The following is a 17,285-nucleotide window of genomic DNA, read 5'->3' as shown; positions in this document are numbered from 1 at the left end:
AGGCAGGCATTCTAACCAGCTGAACTACCACTCCATTTTTTCCAGAATTTAAATCCGAACCAGCGATCTTCCCGAGCATTGCTCGGGACAAGCATTCTAACCAGCTGAACTACCACTCCAGTGTTGTCAATTTGAATATGTTTTTGCGGAATGGACGGGACTCGAACCCGCGACCTCCTGCGTGACAGGCAGGCATTCTAACCAGCTGAACTACCACTCCATTTTTTTCAGAATTTAAATCCGAACCAGCGACCTTCCCGAGCGTTGCTCGGGACAAGGATTCTAACCAGCTGAAGTACCACTCCAATGTGTTTCAAATTGACAATATTTTTATGCGGAATGGACGGGACTCGAACCCGCGACCTCCTGCGTGACAGGCAGGCATTCTAACCAGCTGAACTACCACTCCGTAAATACTTCTCGTTTGAAGTGATGCAAAGGTAGGAGTTCTTCCTTTTATTGCAAAATTTGACAAGAACAAAATCTTTACATTGTTTCATATGGCTCATAATCAGTAGAATATTTTTATTTAAAAATTTTAAGAGAGAGCTTTAAATAGTTATTCAGGCAGATAAATAGGTTGCATCTTGGTTGAATTTGGCGAAGCCCTCTGCGGATTGGCTGATGGTTCAAACTTTCTGGTTTAGGGCACCGAAAGTTAACCTTCATCTATAAACTCCTAAACCTTCCCGAAGCGCAGCACTCACCGGGAAATAAACCCCTAAACCAATTGAAATTCCTATCTTTGGTCTTCTGATAAAAAACGAAATGGTTTCAAAGCTGGATATTCGGACCGTTAATGTAGAACGGTATATTTTGCCCTTGCGGGAAGGGGGATCTTTGCCAGCCTTGGCGGATGCTGATGATGGGTTTAAATATGTCATCAAGTTTAGGGGGGCGGGTCAAAGAGAGAAAGCCCTGATTGCAGAGTTGGTGGGAGGGGAGATTGCCCGGGTACTTGGGTTCAGAATTCCTGAAATAGTTTTTGCCCAACTTGATGAGGCTTTTGGACGTTCTGAGGGGGACGAGGAAATCCAGGATCTGCTCAAAGGAAGCCAAGGGCTGAATCTGGCGCTTCATTTTCTTTCCGGGGCGGTCAATTATGATCCAGTGGCTATGAATATAGATGCAGAACTTGCCTCAAAGATCGTCTGGCTGGATGCCTTTATAACAAATGTGGACCGCTCCTTTAGAAATACCAATATGCTGGTGTGGAATAGGGAGCTTTGGCTTATCGACCATGGGGCTTCGTTTCTCTTCCATCATTCCTGGGCTAACTGGGAGAAGCAGGCAAAGAGTCCATTTCCTTTGATCAAAGATCATGTGCTCCTACCCGCTGCTGCCGATTTGGAGGAGGTTGACCAAGCATTTAGCGCTTTATTGACAACTGAAGCAATTCATAAAATTGTGGCCACCATTCCGGATGCGTGGTTGTTGGCTACTGGTGAGTCTGAAGATCCAATGGAAATGAGATCGGTGTATGCGTCTTTTCTCACCACTAGATTAAACTATTCCCAAACCTTTGTTAATGAAGCAAAAAATGCCAGAAAAGCACTTGTATGAGTATGCCGTCATCCGAGTGGTGCCGCGGGTAGAACGGGAGGAGTTTATCAATGTGGGGATATTGCTGTGCGCTTGGAAAAGCAATTTTCTAAAATGCAAAATTGCCCTAAATCAGGAAAAACTTAAGGCTTTGGATCCGTCGGCAGACCTTGAACTGTTGATGGATCACCTGAATTCTTTTGAAAAAATCTGTGTGGGTTCGCCAGATGGAGGGCCGATATCCAAATATGACCTGGCATCCCGTTTTCGCTGGATGACAGCCGTTAGGAGCTCCATCATCCAAACCTCCAGACCCCACACTGGTTTGACTGATGATTTGGAAACCACTTTTGAGCGCTTGTTTGAAGAAAACGTTTTATGAATTTGAATCGTGGTTTAGAAGGTTATTTCCCGATAACCGCTTCGCGGATCGGGAGGTTTAGGAGGTTAGATTGCTGCAAGCTGTTTATGGTTTATAGATTATAGTTTAAGGTTTAGGGGGGTGGGGTGAACCTTCATCACTAAACTCCTAAACCTTCCCGAAGTGCGCAGCACTCACCGGGAAATAAACTCCTAAACCATCGAAACAGCGAGCGCATTATCAGGTTTTAATAAGATAGATTTCAGTTATATTAATTTTAGGGTAGTTTGATAGTTAAATACAAATGTTTCATCCCTGGTTATAAGGCAAATGGAAACTGAGTTGCAAACAGAATATTATTCTTAAAATTAATTTTTATCTTTGTAAGCAGTTAAAAACTTTTACTATGGTATTAGAATTTGAAAAACCAATTGCCGACCTAGAGCAAAAGCTTCAGGAAATGAAGGACTTGGCCCAAGGAAAGAGCATTGATTTATCAGCAGATATACAGTCTTTGGAAGAAAAAATAAAGGCTTTGAAAAAAGAAACTTTCCAGAACCTCACCAGATGGCAGCGGGTTCAGTTGTCCCGACATGCCGAAAGGCCTTATGCACTGGATTACATCTATGAGATCACGCAGGATTTTATCGAAATCCACGGTGATCGTAGTGTAAAGGATGACAAGGCGATGATCGGTGGACTTGGTGACATTGATGGCCGTTCGGTGATGTTTATCGGACAGCAGAAAGGCCGAAACACCAAGCAGCGTCAGGAAAGAAACTTTGGAATGGCCAACCCTGAGGGTTACCGCAAAGCCTTGAGATTGATGAAGATGGCTGAGAAGTTTGGAAAACCTATCGTTACGCTAATCGATACTCCGGGTGCTTTCCCAGGTCTGGAGGCCGAAGAAAGAGGTCAGGGTGAAGCCATTGCCAAAAACCTAAAGGAGATGTTTAAGCTCACTGTGCCGGTAATCTGTATTATTATAGGCGAAGGAGCGTCAGGCGGGGCCTTGGGTATCGCCATCGGTGATAAGGTCTTCATGTTGGAAAATACCTGGTATTCGGTGATTTCACCGGAATCCTGTTCCTCCATACTTTGGAGAAGCTGGGATTACAAGGAGCAGGCGGCCGAAGCCCTCAAGCTTACAGCCAATGACATGCTTTCGAACAAACTGATCGACGGCATCATTGAAGAACCGCTTGGCGGGGCACACAAAGACATGAAAACCATGTCAAAAACATTGAAGGAAACCATTCTTAAAGCCTTGGCGGAATTGGATAAGATGAAGCCAGACAAACGCATTGAAACCAGAATCAACAAATTCTGCTCAATGGGTGTGGTGAATGAATAATTGAAATAATCTTTCAATCAAACCTCTGTCTTCAAATCACAGAGGTTTTTTTATGCAAATACTATGAATCTACATGTGATTGACACCGGTTTTTTCAAGCTGGATGGCGGGGCAATGTTTGGAGTGGTGCCCAAGGTTTTGTGGGAAAGATCCAACCCTGCAGACGATAAAAACCTCTGCACCTGGGCCATGCGATGTCTATTGGTAGAAGATGGCGATAGGCTGGTTTTGATTGACAACGGTATTGGGAACAAGCAGGACGCCAAGTTCTTTAGCCATTATTACCTTCACGGTGATGCCAGCCTTCACGGTTCTTTAAAGAATGCTGGTTTTTCTGCTGATGATATCACAGACAACTTTTTGACCCACCTGCATTTCGATCATTGTGGGGGAGGGGTGCAGTACAAAAACGGCAATGCGGATATGCCCGAGATGGTTTTCAAAAATGCCAAATACTGGAGCAATGAGGACCATTGGCAATGGGCTACTGTGCCGAATGCCAGGGAGAAGGCCAGTTTTCTGAAAGAAAACATCCTTCCCATGCAGGAAAGTGGGCAACTGCATTTTACCGATATGGAAGAGAAAAAGTTGTTTGATGGGTTTGAATATTTCTTTGCCGACGGACATACCGATAAGCAGATGATCCCCAAGCTTTCCTATAAAGGCCACACGGTTGTATTTGCCGCTGATCTCCTACCCTCTGTGGGACACATCCCTTTGCCGTATGTGATGGGGTATGATACCAGACCTTTGTTGACTTTGGATGAAAAGCAGCAATTTTTGGAAGAGGCTGCTGCTGAGCAGTATGTGATTTTCTTGGAACATGATTCCGAAAACGAGTGTTGCACCGTGAAAATGACAGAGAAAGGAGTAAGACTTGACAAAACGCTTAAGCTTAGTGAAATCTAGGAAGAAAATAGGAATAGCGCTTTCAGGTGGTGGCGCACGTGGCGTGTCCCACCTGGGTGTGCTCAAGGCGCTGAATGAGAAGGGGATATTCCCCAACCGGGTTTCGGGAACCAGTGCCGGTGCCATAGTGGGCAGCATGTACTGTGAGGGATATACGCCCGACGCCATTTTTGACATCATCGTGCAAACCAAATATTTCAAATTTTTGAGGCCTGCAGTAAGTTTGGTGGGTATTCTAAAAATGGAAATATTGGAAAAGCTGTTTTCCCAATACCTGGAGCACAATGATTTTTCCAAACTCAAAATACCTTTGACCATTGCTGCTACGGATATTTGTAGGGGAAAAGCCGTTTATTTTTCTGAAGGGGAAATAATTAGAGCGATCATGGCCAGCTCCTGCATTCCGGGGATGTTTGATCCCATCTTGATTGATGGGGAGTACTATGTGGATGGGGGGGTATTGAATAACCTGCCGGTGGAACCTCTTGATGGTGTGTGTGATGTGATTATCGGCGTGAACTGTAACCACCTTCCTGAACAGCCTAATATCAAGAACATCAAAACCCTGATTGAGCGAACGGTCATCATGTCCATGAACTTCAATTCCTATAGCAGGAAGGAAAAATGTGATTATTTTATAGAACCTACCGAAATGGCCAGGTTCGGTGCTTTTGATATTAAGCGTGCAAAGGATATTTTTACGGCCGGATATGAAGGGGGCTTGGAATATATTGAAAATACGCCCTCTCTATTAAATCTAGTATCCGCACAGTAAGATTATGATGAAATTATTAGCAAAGTTTGTTTTCTGGATCACCGGTTGGAAGGTGGTCGGAGGCTGGCCTGAAGGGCTGAAGAAAGCCGTATTGATTGCCATTCCCCATACGTCCAACTGGGACCTGTTGTATGCCAGGGCAGCCTTTTATCTTATGGATGTGCCGGTAAGGTTCACCATCAAGAAAGAAATCATGGTAGGACCCCTGGGCTGGTTAATCAAAGCCTTGGGCGGGATTGCCATAGACAGGAAAAAGGTTACCGGCAAACGGAAGCAGACCTACACCGAAGCGATGATCAACATGCTCAAGGAGCGGGATGAATTGGTGATCATGGTGACCCCGGAGGGTACCAGAAGTTATGCGCCAAGGTGGAAAACCGGCTTTTACCATATAGCTCTTGGGGCAGAGGTACCGGTGGTCGTGGGCTTTTTGGATTACAAGAAAAAAGAGGCTGGAATTGGCCCATTGATTCAGCCAAATGGAATGATTGACGAGCAGATCCAGGAAATGATGGCTTTTGGAAGAACTGTAACCGGAAAATACCCTGAAAAAGGCATCAGATAGGAGTTTTTGTAAACATTTTGAGATAGGTCTACTTTATATGATAATAAGGTAGACCTATTTTTTTATGATCAAGAAAGGAATCAAAAAGCTTAAGAACTTAACCGCAGTAGAAATTATTAAGGAGAGCGTCAAGGATTTTACCAAAAATGACTCCATGACCTTTGCAGCCAGCACGGCCTTCTACACGATTTTTAGTATGCCGGGACTTTTGATCATCGTGCTTACCATCGCCGCTGCATTTTACAGTGAAGGGGAAGTCCGAGAGGAAATGCTCAACCAGGTGAGTGACACGCTGGGTAGCGACAGTGCGGAGACCTTTGATAACATCATGCAAAACGCAGCAGTGGATGAAACGAGCATTTGGGCCAGAGTAGTCGGGATTGCTGTTTTGATATTTAGTGCCACCACTGTTTTTGTGAGTCTTCAGAATAGTATCAACCACATTTGGCATATCCGCCCCAAACCTGAGAGGGGCATCCTTAAATTTCTGATCAATCGGGCCCTGAGTTTTTCCATGGTGGCCTCGATTGGATTTGTTCTTATTGTATCGCTGGTTATTGATGCGCTGATTGTGATTTTCTTCAGGTATTTGGCGGGCTTGATCAATGAGGGCACACTCTGGCTGGCTTCGGCTGTCAATTTCCTGTTTGCCCAAGGCATACTTGTGGTGATTTTTGGACTTATGTATAAAATTCTTCCCGATGCCCGCGTGAGGTGGCGTGATGTATGGCTAGGCGCATTTGTTACCATGTTGCTGTTTGCCTTAGGGAAATACTTGCTTGGTTTCTATATGGCCAATTCCGATGTGGGCAGTGCGTATGGGACCGCCGGTTCATTGGTTTTTGTGCTCATATGGATTTACTATTCGGTGGTTATCTTCCTATTTGGGGCACAGATTACATTTTACATTGCCGAAAAGATCGGAGGAAATATCAAACCTCTCAAAGAAGCAGTGAGGGTAGAACTGATGGAAGTGGACTGGAAAAGTGGGAAGATAATCAAAAATGCTGAGGACCGAGACCAAGAGGTTTCACAGGATAAAGAGGAAAAACCTAAAAACAGGGGTAGGTTCAAGAATTAAAGGTTAAGAAAAAGAGAAAGGCGATCGGTAAGATCGCCTTTAGTTATTTTATTTTCTTGTTGTGATCAGCCTCTTCACGGTGAGGCTTGCTTTCGTCCTTACCTTCTATTTTTTCATCTCCGGTTTTATGATCAAAGTGATGGACCTCCTTTTTGAGGACTTCCTCACCAGACATTCTTTTTTTGGTGAATACTTTTTTGAATATCAGAAAAAGTACCAAGGCTACACCGAGAATTATAAGTGCCCCATACAATAGAGTCATATTCTTGCTATTTAGTTACACAAAATTTAAATATCGAGATAAGTAAATAACAATAAAAATGCCTGAAATGTTAATCGCTCCTTGTTTATTTAATTTTTTACCAATTTAAGGTTAAAATAAACTTCCTTGGACTGCTGCAGTTTTCGGAGCGGCTAGAGAACCACGTAGCATAACATGTAGCAACCTTAGGAAGCCATGCTTCCAGGTTTCGCTGGTGATTTTTATATCATTCCTTTCCATATCAGCAGGTCCATTGAGTTTTTCAAATCCAATAAGCATGGACCAAATGGTATAAAATGTTATTTCCGGCTGCAGGTCCGGCCTCAAGCTGCCATCCCTTACGCCTTGGGAGATCATCTGAATCCCTATTTTGGCCGGCTCATGTTGCAGATCCAAAAGTTTCAGAAAATTGGGGCTTTCCATGATCAACGGATCAATTTTATCTTTGGTGGCCGTGTGGTTATAAAGATTCATGATGCTCATGAAATTTACGACCGCATCATGGTACATGGTGTTTTCTCTTATGAAGACAAAATAGGTTTCTACCAATTCATCAATGATCTCAATGCCTTTTTTGGCTTTACCTTTTGCCAAAATTTTGGAAAAGACATCCGTTAGCTCCTCATAGGCCTTTTTAGTCACCGCCATATAAAGGTCCTCCTTATTTTTGTAATAAAAGTAAATCAAGCCCTTACTCATTTTGGCCTGCTTGGCTACATCGTCCATCTTGGTGGCATGGTAGCCTTTGGCCGTAAAAAGTTTGATAGCTGCACTGAGTATGTCCTTTTCCTTCTGTTTTCTTTCGTAAACACCCATAAATGATAAAATTAGCGGCTTAAATATAGTTTAGATTTTTTGAATCTAATTTAATTATTTGTTGGAATTAAGGGGAAATTGAAAGCATTTCCCCTTAAATTATTTAGACAATCTCAATAATGTAATAATTCTTCTTTCCTTTCTGAACCAGCATATACTTGTCCTGCAAAAGTGTAAACGCTAATCCCTGATTAGGATCTGCGAGTTTCTGCTTGTTGATGCTTACTCCACCGCCTTGGATCATCTTTCGGGCTTCACCTTTGGAGGAAAATACCAATCCTTGAACTTTGTCGCCTAGGAGGTCAAGCACGTTTTGTGATTGCTGGTAGTCGTCTTTTGACAATTGCTGCTGAGGAACCCCGTCAAACACTTGTAAGAAGGTTCTTTCATCAAGCGAGGCCAAGTCCTCTGTTGAAGATTTTCCAAAAAGAATGCTGGAAGCCTTCAGGGCCATTTCATAATCCTGCTCGCTGTGAACCATGATCGTCACCGCTTTTGCAATTTCTTTTTGAAGAATTCTTAAATGTGGAGCTTCTTGATGCTCTTTTTCAAGCCTTTCTATAGTCTCTTGATCCAGCGTAGTGAAAATTCGGATGTATTTTGAGGCATCCTCATCGGATACATTTAGCCAAAACTGGTAGAATGCGTAAGGGGAGGTTTTCTCCGGGTCAAGCCATACACTGCCACCTTCGGTCTTGCCGAATTTTGAACCGTCAGCCTTGGTGATCAAAGGTACCGTCATGGCATGTGCACTTCCTCCTTCCACTCTTCTGATGAGTTCGGTTCCTGTTAGGATATTTCCCCATTGGTCGGAACCCCCAAGCTGGACGGTGCAGTTTTTCTCCTTGTATAAATGGAGAAAATCATAGCCTTGGATAAGTTGATAGGAAAATTCAGTGAAGGAAAGGCCATTTCCTTCCTCAAGTCGTCTTTTCACACTGTCCTTGGACATCATGTAATTGACCGTGATGTGCTTGCCGATGTCTCTGATGAATTCCAAAAAGGAGAATTTGGACATCCAGTCGTAATTGTTGACTAATTCGGCATTGTTTTCACTTTGGGCGTTGAAGTCCAAAAATTTGGAAAGCTGCTTTTTCAAGCCATCAATGTTTCTTTCCAAAGTCTCCGAGTCCAACAGGTTTCTTTCGGCAGATTTAAAGGAAGGATCCCCAATCATACCTGTGGCTCCACCCACAAGGGCTAAGGGCTTGTGGCCGGCCCGTTGGAAATGAAGCAAAACCATGACACCTACCAGGTGCCCAATATGCAAAGAATCGGCTGTGGGGTCAAATCCAAGGTAAGCCGTGGCCATTCCTTTGGCCAGGTGCTCTTCGATTTCAGGGGTCATGTCCTGCAACATGCCTCTCCACTTCAATTCTTCAATAAAATTATTCATAGTGTCTCTTCGTGCTTTTATAAATAAAGCTGCAAATATACGTTTTTCTATCTCTCTTGCCTATCCATCACCAACAAGAGTTTGTTGCTTTTGGGGCTGATGGCCATTCGGGAAATGTTTGCGTAACCCGGCACTTCAACAGTACCCAATTCCTTCCAATCGCTGTTTTTCCTGATGTTTTTAATATAAAGTTTGTTGTTTTCAGCCATCAGAATTTGATTTTTATCCACCCAGATGAAATCCTCTGAACTGGTATGCGTGAGACCAATAACTTCCTTCCTTCTTTTTTCGAGATCATAGGACATGATCTCTAAGACAGGCTTACCATCCACAACCACGCTATTTGCCTTATTGATATAGGTAATTTGATCTGTTTTGGGTCTTTTCCGGATGGAGCGGCCAATATTTTCAGCTATGGTGATTACCTCATCGCGGCTATAGGGATATATCAATTTGTGCGGTTGTCCTACGATAAACATGGCTGCTTTATTGTCGTACCAGTCATAGTACCCCACCGGGGCAATGTCATCGTAAAGCACCTCGGGTTCACCCATGTTGATGGGGTAGAGCCATAGTCTCTGCGTGCTGTCTTCTTCTACCGTAACCGCTGAAATATATTGGCCACAATCTGTAAGGGAAGGCGAGAACTCGCTTTTGCTATCTGTGCGGGTAATATTGGTGAATTTCTCTGTTTCAAAATTGTAAAGAATGATATCATGGAAACCTGTATCATCCTGGCTTGAAAATACCATTTGTTTATCATTGATGAAGCCGGGCTGGTTGTCATACCCTTTTCTGTCCGTGATTTTCTTGGCAGACCCAGCGTCAATTTTGAAGGTTCCCAGCACAGGCAAATAGGTGGTTTCTAAAGCAATAATATCTGTGGAGCCTTGGGCAATTAAATTTGAATTGGCGGCCAGGACAAGTCCCAGCGTGAGTGCAAATAATCTATACATCAATTATCAATTAATTTATGAAAACCTAAATTAGTAAATAGGGGTTAAATTTAAGTGGAGAAATTTAAATTATATGCCCCAGGGGCCCTTGATGAACTCCGGCAGCGTCAGGATCCTTTGGCCGACCAAGCAGTTTTGTCATTACTTGAAACCCCCGGACTTTCAGAAACTATTAACGAATGGAAAGAAATTCCCGCTCAATTGCCCGTGGATTTTCCTGCAAATCTGAAAGCATTTCTTGATTTTTACCAACATGATAATTTTACGCTAGACCCTTTTAAGCTTCAGACCTCTCAAACCTTTTTTGCAAAGGAAGGCAATAAGTATATGGCGCTGTTGGGGTTATATAGTTTGCCTTATTGTTATGCGTTTGCCGATGGGGCCAAGGTGTTGGCGCGATCCAAACGCATTCTGAACAATCCCGGTGAGCGATTGATGGAAACCGCTTGGTTTGTTTTGGACGCTTTCAAGCCTGGAAGTTTCCTGAAGAATCGATCCTCCCTGTTAACCTTAGCCAAGGTGCGACTTATTCACGCGATTTCCAGGTTTTATATTCAAAAACATGACCGGGGTTGGAATCCTGAGTGGGGGAAGCCAGTCAATCAAGAAGATATGTTGGGTACAAATTTAGCTTTTAGCCTCATGGTTTTTAGGGGCTTCAGGAAAATGGGAAAGCCTCTCAGCAGGGATATGTCGGAATCCCTTCTTCATTACTGGAAGGCCATTGGATATTATCTTGGCTTGGATGTTGAGTTTTGGCCTGAGACCTTACATGAAGCAGGTATTTTGGAAAAGACTATTCGAAAACGGCACCTCAAATTTTCACCTGAGGGACAGTTGCTAATGGATAACTTGCTTTCATATTATGAAAAGGGAAGGCAGCCATTTGCACCCCTGTCAAAGTATCTTGTGCGTTTTTTCGTAGGGGAGGAGGTTGCCGATTCATTGAATATCCCAAGAGGACCCATTCCGGATAATTTGACCCTTGCACTTTTGAATATCAGTTTCACCCGCCCATTTTCTACCAGCAGCCATCAAAAATTGACATTTGAATTCCAGCAGCAGGCTGTGGAGACCTTTGGCCATAGAGTACAGCTTAATTTGCCCGCTTTACAATAAAATGTTCAAAAACGGACATTTTTATGTATTCTAACCGTGCAGTAAGATTTACCAAAAATGCCTTTATTTATCCTATTGGGCTATTTTTTCTAATGGCATTCTTTTCGTACTTTTCTGTACAGAATGAAGCAATACCTTCAACATATCGTTCAAAAGTTTCCGCTAGAACTGTTATTTTGGATTACTGCTTTGATAGTGATCTGGTACTTAGAACCAGCAGGAGCAGCTCACTTTTCATTGTGTCCGCTTGATCAGCTGGGAGCCAGTTGGTGTCCCGGATGTGGCTTGGGAAGAGCAATGAATCTGTTGATGCACGGTGATTGGCTTGCCTCATTCAGCATGCATCCTTTAGCCGGATTCGCCTTCGTGGTGATTTTGCTTAGGATCGTAAAACTGATTAAAAACTTCAAAAATTATCATTACTATGGCTAATGTATTGAGACACCTACCCGAGCTGGAAGGTATGGAGCTTGGATATATCCAAGGGATCCTGAAAAACATGAATGAAGAGCAGGCGCACATGTTTGCGCAAGTTTATCGTGCACGACGAAAAGACGCCCAGATGGTATTGATTTTATCGCTGGTGGGTTTTGTGGGTTTTGCCGGTCTGCACCGATTTGTCCTCGGGCAAATTGGACTTGGCATTCTTTACTTGCTGACTGCAGGTCTATGTTTTATCGGTACCCTCGTCGATTTGGTCAATTATAAAAGCTTGGCTTACGAATACAATGTGAAAGTGGCCCATGAAACCCTTTCCATGATGTCCCATATGAATAACCCTGAAAATCCCTCTACCAATGAGCCAATTGTTTAAAGTTTGCCTATACGGCATATTTGCCTTGTTTCTCTTCCCATCGTGCGGGTTTTCGCAGATGAACACTATTGTGGATATTGAGAAGACTTTTCATGATATAGAGGAAATTGAGGTGATAGGGGGATTCCTGGAAGTATCTTATGAGGGTAGGTCCAATGATAAAAATGTGTTTTTGAATGCCTTTTTGGAATCAAACAGGGAGAATAGTCACGATATCATTTACACGGTTTCAGGTAGGAAATTGAAGGTGGAATTGGAGCGAAAGGAAACTAGAGGAAATATGAATACCAAAGGGTTTATCAGCCTAACAGGCCCTGAGCGGATGAAGGTCAATATTAGATCCAGTTCCGGACGGGTGTTTCTAAGTGGAATCCAGCACAATACCGCAGAAGTGAGGGTAAGTTCAGGCAGAATGGAATTGAGTGATATCATGGTGGATAAATTAAAACTGACCTCCTCTTCGGGTCAAATAAAGGGCAAAATGATAGGAGGGGACGTAGAAGGATCTGTTTCTTCCGGCCGGGTGGAACTTGAAGGTGTTGATGGAAATGTGGATTTCAAGGGCTCGAGTGGCAGAATCACCCTTAAAGAGATAAACGGTGTGGTGAATGTGTCCACCAGCAGCGGATCCATCGATCTGACTGATGTCAATGAAGCAGGAAAGCTAATTGTGTCTTCAGGAAAGATTTCCGGCAGCAACGTTGGCCTTGGACCAAATACCTATTTGAAATCCAGTTCTGGCAGGGTAGATATCACTACAAGCAGCAATTTGAATGACTACAATTTTGATTTCACGGCTGGCAGCGGTAGTCTAACGGTGGGGAATGTGAAAAAGGGTAAAAGATTAAACCTGAATAACAATTCAAACCAAACTATCTCAGGAAGTGTGAGTTCGGGCAGGTTGAGCATTACGAATTAATAGAAAAAGGGATGACAAAAGTCATCCCTTTACAATTTACCATAACTCCAGGCAAGCATTCTACTTTTCTTTTGCCCCTGGGACATGTCTACAATTTTAGGAGATGCTCCCATTTCCTCAATCACTTTTAATAGATGAGGCAGATTTTCCTTTTTGGATATCAGGGAAGTAAACCACGTGCAGTTTTTTTGAAAACCCTCACTTTCACGGATCATCAATGAAACGAATTTCAATTCTCCCCCGGGATACCATAGCTCATTGTTTTTGCCGCCAAAGTTTAAGGTTTTGGTATTTAGCTTAAGGTTTCTGTTTTTCCGCTGAGTTCCTTGGGCGGCTTCTTTTGCAGATGTATGAAATGGGGGATTGCAAATGGTAAAATCCATCCTTTCATCCATTTCGAGCACATTCCTAAAAATAAACCTGGAATTTTCTTGGTGCCTTAATTCTATTTTGTCCTGCAATTGAGGATTGTGGGAAAGAATTCTGGCCACGTTTAGTAGGGACTTTTTGTCAATGTCGGAAGCAATAAAATCCCAATTAAAGAGACTAGCTCCCAATAAAGCATAAATTCCGCTTGCCCCTGTTCCGATATCCAAACCTTTTAAGTTTGCTTTATCCGGAAACAAATCACTGACATAATGCAAATAATCTGCCCTCCCTGGGATAGGAGGGCAGAGGTGATCAGGGGGTAAACGCCATCCCTTTATTTGATAGTGTGCCAAAAGCAGGGACCGGTTGAGGGCCAGGACTGCCTTTGGGTCTGCAAATTCAATGGAAAGGTTTCCGTATGGATTGGGTTTCACAAATGCCTTGAATCTTGGATCGGCCTTTATCAGCATTTCGAAATCGTACCCAAACCTATGGATGTTTTCGGGATGGAGGTTATGCTTAATTTCCTTCATTTACCGCTTCCATGCCATATAATTCTCTTCCGGCTTCTTCATATTTGTCGCCAGGCAACCAAAATGGTCTTTCATCCATATCAGCCACTTTTTGAGCGGAAAGCAAGTAACTTTTCCAATAAAGCATGGCATAATCCAGGTCAAAATTTTCTACTCTATCGGCTTGTTGGTGGTAATATTTTCCAATTTCATCATCAAATGCCGTGAAGCCTAAGCTGTAAGTAGGCGAGGGGATCCCTTTTCTGGCAAAATTAACATTATCAGACCTGTCGTATAGGCCTTGCTCCGGAGAAGGGTCGGGAGTAGGTTTAAGGTCAAATGCTCTCACTGCATCCTCAATCAAAGGGTCGGCGGTAGTTCTTCCCAATCCAATGACCGTAATTAAACTGGTATCGTTATAACCGCCATTGTCAATGTTCATGTTAAAAACAATGTTATCCAACGGAACCAGTGGGTTGTCCGCAAAATAGGCACTACCCAACAAGCCTTTTTCCTCAGCTGTCCAGGCACAAAGCAATACGGACCTTTTCGGAGGGTTCTCTGCAAAATATTTTGCAGCATTGATCACTGCCACTGTGCCCACGGCATTGTCCCGAGCACCATTATAGATAGAGTCACCTTCGGCATTGGGCTGGCCCACGCCGATATGGTCGTAGTGGGCGGAAAGCATGATGTACTCATTCTTCAGCTCAGGGTCGGTACCCTCGATGACAGCCACCACGTTTCTGCCTTGGATTTTGCGGTTAATTTTTCCTTCAATAGTGATTTCGGCTTCTGACTTATTTCCTTGATTTACCGATGCATAGTGTTCTCCACTTAAATCTTTTAACCAAATGTAAGGCAATGATGCTTCATCCTGCGATTCATCCACGGTCATTTGGGTTCGGTTCAGGTAATTGGTCAGCATTCCCCAAGGGGCAGTGGGTGCATTGAACATTTCGATCAATCCAGCCGCTCCGTGTTCTTTGGCCAAAGCTTTCTTTTTTCTGCCCAACGCCATCAATTCTGAAGGGCTCATTTGGTCTGGTGCACCAACTTTTACGACTACGATTTTTCCATCTACATCCAAGTTGCTGTAATCATCTTCCAAACCGTGTCCAGCGGCAATCAATGAATAGGAACCGCTAAGGTCGGAGCCGTCAAGAACCAAAATATCTGTACCCTGTTCGTAGGTTTGGTCTCCAATTTTCAGCTCACCTTTGCTGGGAGGGCCAGAAACGCGGAAAGGCACAAACTGGTAAAAGCCGTCTGCTCCTTCAACTTCCTGAGCCCCATAGCGCCAAAACTGCTCGGCAATATAACGGGCTGCCAGATCAATTTCAGGACGCATAGGGTCCCGGCCTTTCATCTCGTCAGAAGCAAGGTATCTGAAATGGGAGATTGCCTCCTTTCTCTCAACGGATTTTTCGATTTTCTCTTTGTGCTCCTGGGCCATGGCTATGGAGCAGGAAAGTAAAAAGCTTAAGGTAAAAAGGTATCTTTTCTTCATTTTACAGTTTTTAGTAATAACCCTAAATATAAGTAAAAATGTCGATTGGGCAGGTTTTCTATCAATCACAAGGCAATTCAAGCAGCTCGGGATTTCTTAATTTTTCCAAAATATCGGCAAAATATTCTGGCAAGGGAGCTTCCGCCTTTATGAGTTCCTCTGTAAAAGGATGAGAAAATTCAACCTGCCAGGCATGGAGCATAAGCTTATGGAGATCGAATTGGCTTCTGAAAAACTTGTTCTGCTTATTGTCTCCATGGGAAGTGTCCCCAACTATATAGTTTCTAAGGTGTCCCAAGTGCCTTCTGATCTGATGGGTTCGCCCGGTATGGGGAAAGGCTTTGACAAGGGAATATCGGCTTGTAGGATGTTTTGGGGAGGAGGGAAGGGGCACTTCAAAATGGGCCATTTTCCAAAACGTAGTTTGGGCCTCCTGCATTTCCTGGCTCTCTTCTTTCTTCAAAGGGTAATCTAAATAAACTTTTTCTTCAGTGAAAAAACCTCTCACCAGGACCAGATAGTACTTTTTGATTTTCTTTTCTGAAAATTGTGTTTCAAAAGCACTTGCTGCTTCCGAAGATTTTGCAAAAATGAGAACCCCAGAAGTAGGCCTGTCGATCCTGTGAAGGGGATAAACCCACTGGCCCAACTGATCGCGCAGCAGCTGCATCGCAAATTCGGCTACGTCATGTTTGGCCAGCTTGGTTCGATGCACAAGCATGCCAGCGGGTTTATTTATGATGATATAGTGTTCGTCCTGAAAAAGGATCTCGAGCATGGTTTTTTACTTTAAAATATTGTTCCTGAGCCAATTGTCTCCTCATCTTTATACCAGGCGACAAATTGTCCTGAGGCAATTCCCTTTTGATGCTGGTCAAAAATCACGTAAAGACCTTTTTCTTTCATGATCAGTGTGGCAGCGGAAAGTGGCTGCCGATAGCGGATCCTGGAAAGGTATTTGGCCGATTGACCAACTTCTAGCTTCAGGTCTTCCCTAACCCAGTGGATATCCTCAGTTTTGACAAAAAGACCTTTTCTCATCAAACCGGGGTGGTCTTCACCTAATCCGGTGTAAATGATATTGTCCTTGGTATCCGTGTGGATAACAAAGAGCGGCTTGCCGGTCCCACCCACATTTAACCCTTTTCTTTGACCCACGGTGAAGTAATGTGCACCATTGTGCTCGCCAATCTTCTTTCCTTGATCAGGATTATAATGAATCGGAAGGCAAATTGCGTCTAGTGTTTCCTCCGACCAAGTTTCAGGAAGGCCCTCTGGAATGTTTTGGTTTTGATAAATGGGAAGTTCATCCGAAACCACCTTGATCTCACCCTTTTTGGGTTTGAGTTGCTGCTGGAGGAAATCTGGTAATTTCACCTTTCCTATAAAGCAAAGACCTTGGCTGTCTTTCTTATCCGCAGTGATTAAATCTTTTTCCTTGGCGATTGCCCTTACTTCCGATTTTTGAAGATGCCCGATTGGAAATAGGGCTTTGGCTAATTGGGCCTGATCTAGTTGGCAAAGAAAATAACTTTGGTCCTTGTTATTGTCTGCCCCGGCAATGAGGCGGTGAATTTCTTTGCCGTCCATTTCTATGGAATCTTTCTGGCAATAATGGCCCGTGGCCACAAAGTCAGCTTTCAGCTTTTGTGCTGCTTTGAGGAAAATATCAAACTTGATTTCTCGGTTGCATAGGATGTCGGGATTGGGCGTACGGCCTGCTTCATATTCGGCAAACATGTAATCCACGATCCTTTCCTTGTACTCTTCCGATAAATCGATGGCCTGGAAGGGGATCCCAAGCTTTTCAGCGACCAACATGGCATCAGTGCTATCTTCCATCCATGGGCATTCATTGGAAATGGTCACGGTTTCGTCATGCCAGTTTTTCATGAACATTCCGATGACCTCATACCCTTGATCTAACAATAAACTTGCCGCAACACTGCTGTCGACACCTCCCGAGAGGCCTATGACTACTCTTTTCTTTGTATTCATTCTTGAAATTTTTCATGGGTTCAAGGC

The 17,285-nt window shown here is 43.6% G+C and carries 19 protein-coding genes and 2 tRNA genes; 11 read left to right on the top strand and 10 right to left on the bottom strand.

The annotated features are described in order from the left end of the window. Positions 1-146: 146 nt before the first annotated feature. Both KI659_RS11595 and KI659_RS11590 read right to left on the bottom strand, forming a co-directional pair. A tRNA-Asp gene (locus KI659_RS11595) sits at positions 147-220 on the bottom strand. A 115-nt stretch (positions 221-335) separates the two neighbouring features. Next, positions 336-409: transfer RNA gene (locus KI659_RS11590), tRNA-Asp, on the bottom strand. 359 nt (positions 410-768) lie between these two features. On the opposite strand from KI659_RS11590, the gene KI659_RS11585 reads away from it, so the two are divergent. The 7 genes from KI659_RS11585 to KI659_RS11555 all read left to right on the top strand — a co-directional run bounded on the left by KI659_RS11585 (position 769) and on the right by KI659_RS11555 (position 6,587). Next, positions 769-1,563 carry a HipA family kinase gene (locus tag KI659_RS11585; protein ID WP_213945498.1) on the top strand — a complete coding sequence of 265 codons (795 nt, stop codon included), beginning with the start codon at positions 769-771 and terminating at the stop codon, positions 1,561-1,563. Further along, the gene (locus KI659_RS11580) at positions 1,529-1,924 is read left to right on the top strand and encodes a DUF3037 domain-containing protein (protein ID WP_317194908.1); all 396 of its coding nucleotides are present in this window, start codon (positions 1,529-1,531) and stop codon (positions 1,922-1,924) included. The genes KI659_RS11585 and KI659_RS11580 overlap by 35 nt, the downstream gene beginning before the upstream one ends. Positions 1,925-2,309: 385 nt before the next feature. Continuing rightward, positions 2,310-3,257, top strand: coding sequence for an acetyl-CoA carboxylase carboxyltransferase subunit alpha (locus tag KI659_RS11575; protein ID WP_213945497.1), 948 nt, complete (start codon positions 2,310-2,312; stop codon positions 3,255-3,257). Positions 3,258-3,320: 63 nt separating this feature from the next. Next, positions 3,321-4,166, top strand: a complete 846-nt coding sequence (locus KI659_RS11570; protein ID WP_213945496.1) for an MBL fold metallo-hydrolase — start codon at positions 3,321-3,323, stop codon at positions 4,164-4,166. Further along, entirely contained in the window at positions 4,156-4,941 is a 786-nt protein-coding gene (locus KI659_RS11565) for a patatin-like phospholipase family protein (protein ID WP_213945495.1), read from the top strand. Before KI659_RS11570 ends, KI659_RS11565 begins: the two co-directional genes overlap by 11 nt. A gap of 4 nt (positions 4,942-4,945) precedes the next feature. Continuing rightward, positions 4,946-5,506, top strand: coding sequence for a 1-acyl-sn-glycerol-3-phosphate acyltransferase (locus tag KI659_RS11560; RefSeq protein WP_213945494.1), 561 nt, complete (start codon positions 4,946-4,948; stop codon positions 5,504-5,506). Positions 5,507-5,570: 64 nt separating this feature from the next. Continuing rightward, the gene (locus tag KI659_RS11555; protein WP_213945493.1) at positions 5,571-6,587 is read left to right on the top strand and encodes a YihY/virulence factor BrkB family protein; all 1,017 of its coding nucleotides are present in this window, start codon (positions 5,571-5,573) and stop codon (positions 6,585-6,587) included. 43 nt (positions 6,588-6,630) lie between these two features. Here the strand turns inward: KI659_RS11555 and KI659_RS11550 are convergent, their stop codons facing one another. The 4 genes from KI659_RS11550 to KI659_RS11535 all read right to left on the bottom strand — a co-directional run bounded on the left by KI659_RS11550 (position 6,631) and on the right by KI659_RS11535 (position 10,017). Next, positions 6,631-6,849, bottom strand: coding sequence for a hypothetical protein (locus tag KI659_RS11550; protein WP_213945492.1), 219 nt, complete (start codon positions 6,847-6,849; stop codon positions 6,631-6,633). Between the two features lie 111 nt (positions 6,850-6,960). Continuing rightward, positions 6,961-7,665 (bottom strand): TetR/AcrR family transcriptional regulator, encoded by a 705-nt coding sequence (locus tag KI659_RS11545; protein ID WP_213945491.1) that lies wholly within the window; start codon positions 7,663-7,665, stop codon positions 6,961-6,963. A 103-nt stretch (positions 7,666-7,768) separates the two neighbouring features. Continuing rightward, positions 7,769-9,061, bottom strand: coding sequence for a tyrosine--tRNA ligase (gene tyrS, locus KI659_RS11540; RefSeq protein ID WP_213945490.1), 1,293 nt, complete (start codon positions 9,059-9,061; stop codon positions 7,769-7,771). A 47-nt stretch (positions 9,062-9,108) separates the two neighbouring features. Next, a complete protein-coding gene (locus KI659_RS11535; RefSeq protein ID WP_213945489.1) occupies positions 9,109-10,017 on the bottom strand; it encodes a TolB family protein in 909 nt (302 codons plus the stop codon). A gap of 54 nt (positions 10,018-10,071) precedes the next feature. Between KI659_RS11535 and KI659_RS18615 the strand changes: the two genes are divergently transcribed. The 4 genes from KI659_RS18615 to KI659_RS11515 all read left to right on the top strand — a co-directional run bounded on the left by KI659_RS18615 (position 10,072) and on the right by KI659_RS11515 (position 12,869). Next, positions 10,072-11,136, top strand: a complete 1,065-nt coding sequence (locus KI659_RS18615) for an oxygenase MpaB family protein (RefSeq protein WP_213945488.1) — start codon at positions 10,072-10,074, stop codon at positions 11,134-11,136. Between the two features lie 123 nt (positions 11,137-11,259). Then, a complete protein-coding gene (locus tag KI659_RS18725; RefSeq protein ID WP_213945487.1) occupies positions 11,260-11,568 on the top strand; it encodes a DUF2752 domain-containing protein in 309 nt (102 codons plus the stop codon). After that, positions 11,561-11,950, top strand: a complete 390-nt coding sequence (locus KI659_RS11520; RefSeq protein WP_213945486.1) for a TM2 domain-containing protein — start codon at positions 11,561-11,563, stop codon at positions 11,948-11,950. The genes KI659_RS18725 and KI659_RS11520 overlap by 8 nt, the downstream gene beginning before the upstream one ends. Then, a complete protein-coding gene (locus KI659_RS11515; protein WP_213945485.1) occupies positions 11,934-12,869 on the top strand; it encodes a DUF4097 family beta strand repeat-containing protein in 936 nt (311 codons plus the stop codon). Before KI659_RS11520 ends, KI659_RS11515 begins: the two co-directional genes overlap by 17 nt. Positions 12,870-12,898: 29 nt before the next feature. On the opposite strand, the gene rlmF is transcribed toward KI659_RS11515, so the two are convergent. The 4 genes from rlmF to mnmA all read right to left on the bottom strand — a co-directional run bounded on the left by rlmF (position 12,899) and on the right by mnmA (position 17,258). Next, positions 12,899-13,771 (bottom strand): 23S rRNA (adenine(1618)-N(6))-methyltransferase RlmF, encoded by an 873-nt coding sequence (rlmF, locus tag KI659_RS11510; RefSeq protein ID WP_213945484.1) that lies wholly within the window; start codon positions 13,769-13,771, stop codon positions 12,899-12,901. Continuing rightward, positions 13,758-15,260, bottom strand: coding sequence for a M28 family peptidase (locus KI659_RS11505; RefSeq protein WP_213945483.1), 1,503 nt, complete (start codon positions 15,258-15,260; stop codon positions 13,758-13,760). The genes rlmF and KI659_RS11505 overlap by 14 nt, the downstream gene beginning before the upstream one ends. A 61-nt stretch (positions 15,261-15,321) precedes the next feature. Next, positions 15,322-16,038: a pseudouridine synthase gene (locus tag KI659_RS11500; protein WP_213945482.1), complete on the bottom strand. Its 717-nt coding sequence runs from the start codon at positions 16,036-16,038 to the stop codon at positions 15,322-15,324. 11 nt (positions 16,039-16,049) lie between these two features. Further along, the gene (mnmA, locus tag KI659_RS11495) at positions 16,050-17,258 is read right to left on the bottom strand and encodes a tRNA 2-thiouridine(34) synthase MnmA (protein WP_213945481.1); all 1,209 of its coding nucleotides are present in this window, start codon (positions 17,256-17,258) and stop codon (positions 16,050-16,052) included. Positions 17,259-17,285: the final 27 nt, after the last annotated feature.

The organism is Litoribacter ruber (assembly GCF_018449405.1).
Classification (GTDB): Bacteria; Bacteroidota; Bacteroidia; order Cytophagales; family Cyclobacteriaceae; genus Litoribacter; species Litoribacter ruber.
Note: the sequence above shows the minus strand (reverse complement) of the source record. Positions and strands in the feature narration are given on the sequence as shown.

What these genes read in the sequence shown, in the direction of transcription:
- KI659_RS11585 (WP_213945498.1), top strand. Translation starts at nt 769, where the DNA reads ATGGTTTCAAAGCTGGATATTCGGACCGTTAATGTAGAACGGTATATT.
- KI659_RS11580 (WP_317194908.1), top strand. Translation starts at nt 1,529, where the DNA reads ATGAAGCAAAAAATGCCAGAAAAGCACTTGTATGAGTATGCCGTCATC.
- KI659_RS11575 (WP_213945497.1), top strand. Translation starts at nt 2,310, where the DNA reads ATGGTATTAGAATTTGAAAAACCAATTGCCGACCTAGAGCAAAAGCTT.
- KI659_RS11570 (WP_213945496.1), top strand. Translation starts at nt 3,321, where the DNA reads ATGAATCTACATGTGATTGACACCGGTTTTTTCAAGCTGGATGGCGGG.
- KI659_RS11560 (WP_213945494.1), top strand. Translation starts at nt 4,946, where the DNA reads ATGATGAAATTATTAGCAAAGTTTGTTTTCTGGATCACCGGTTGGAAG.
- KI659_RS11555 (WP_213945493.1), top strand. Translation starts at nt 5,571, where the DNA reads ATGATCAAGAAAGGAATCAAAAAGCTTAAGAACTTAACCGCAGTAGAA.
- KI659_RS11550 (WP_213945492.1), bottom strand. Translation starts at nt 6,849, where the DNA reads ATGACTCTATTGTATGGGGCACTTATAATTCTCGGTGTAGCCTTGGTA.
- KI659_RS11545 (WP_213945491.1), bottom strand. Translation starts at nt 7,665, where the DNA reads ATGGGTGTTTACGAAAGAAAACAGAAGGAAAAGGACATACTCAGTGCA.
- tyrS (WP_213945490.1), bottom strand. Translation starts at nt 9,061, where the DNA reads ATGAATAATTTTATTGAAGAATTGAAGTGGAGAGGCATGTTGCAGGAC.
- KI659_RS11535 (WP_213945489.1), bottom strand. Translation starts at nt 10,017, where the DNA reads ATGTATAGATTATTTGCACTCACGCTGGGACTTGTCCTGGCCGCCAAT.
- KI659_RS18725 (WP_213945487.1), top strand. Translation starts at nt 11,260, where the DNA reads ATGAAGCAATACCTTCAACATATCGTTCAAAAGTTTCCGCTAGAACTG.
- KI659_RS11520 (WP_213945486.1), top strand. Translation starts at nt 11,561, where the DNA reads ATGGCTAATGTATTGAGACACCTACCCGAGCTGGAAGGTATGGAGCTT.
- KI659_RS11515 (WP_213945485.1), top strand. Translation starts at nt 11,934, where the DNA reads ATGAGCCAATTGTTTAAAGTTTGCCTATACGGCATATTTGCCTTGTTT.
- rlmF (WP_213945484.1), bottom strand. Translation starts at nt 13,771, where the DNA reads ATGAAGGAAATTAAGCATAACCTCCATCCCGAAAACATCCATAGGTTT.
- KI659_RS11505 (WP_213945483.1), bottom strand. Translation starts at nt 15,260, where the DNA reads ATGAAGAAAAGATACCTTTTTACCTTAAGCTTTTTACTTTCCTGCTCC.
- KI659_RS11500 (WP_213945482.1), bottom strand. Translation starts at nt 16,038, where the DNA reads ATGCTCGAGATCCTTTTTCAGGACGAACACTATATCATCATAAATAAA.
- mnmA (WP_213945481.1), bottom strand. Translation starts at nt 17,258, where the DNA reads ATGAATACAAAGAAAAGAGTAGTCATAGGCCTCTCGGGAGGTGTCGAC.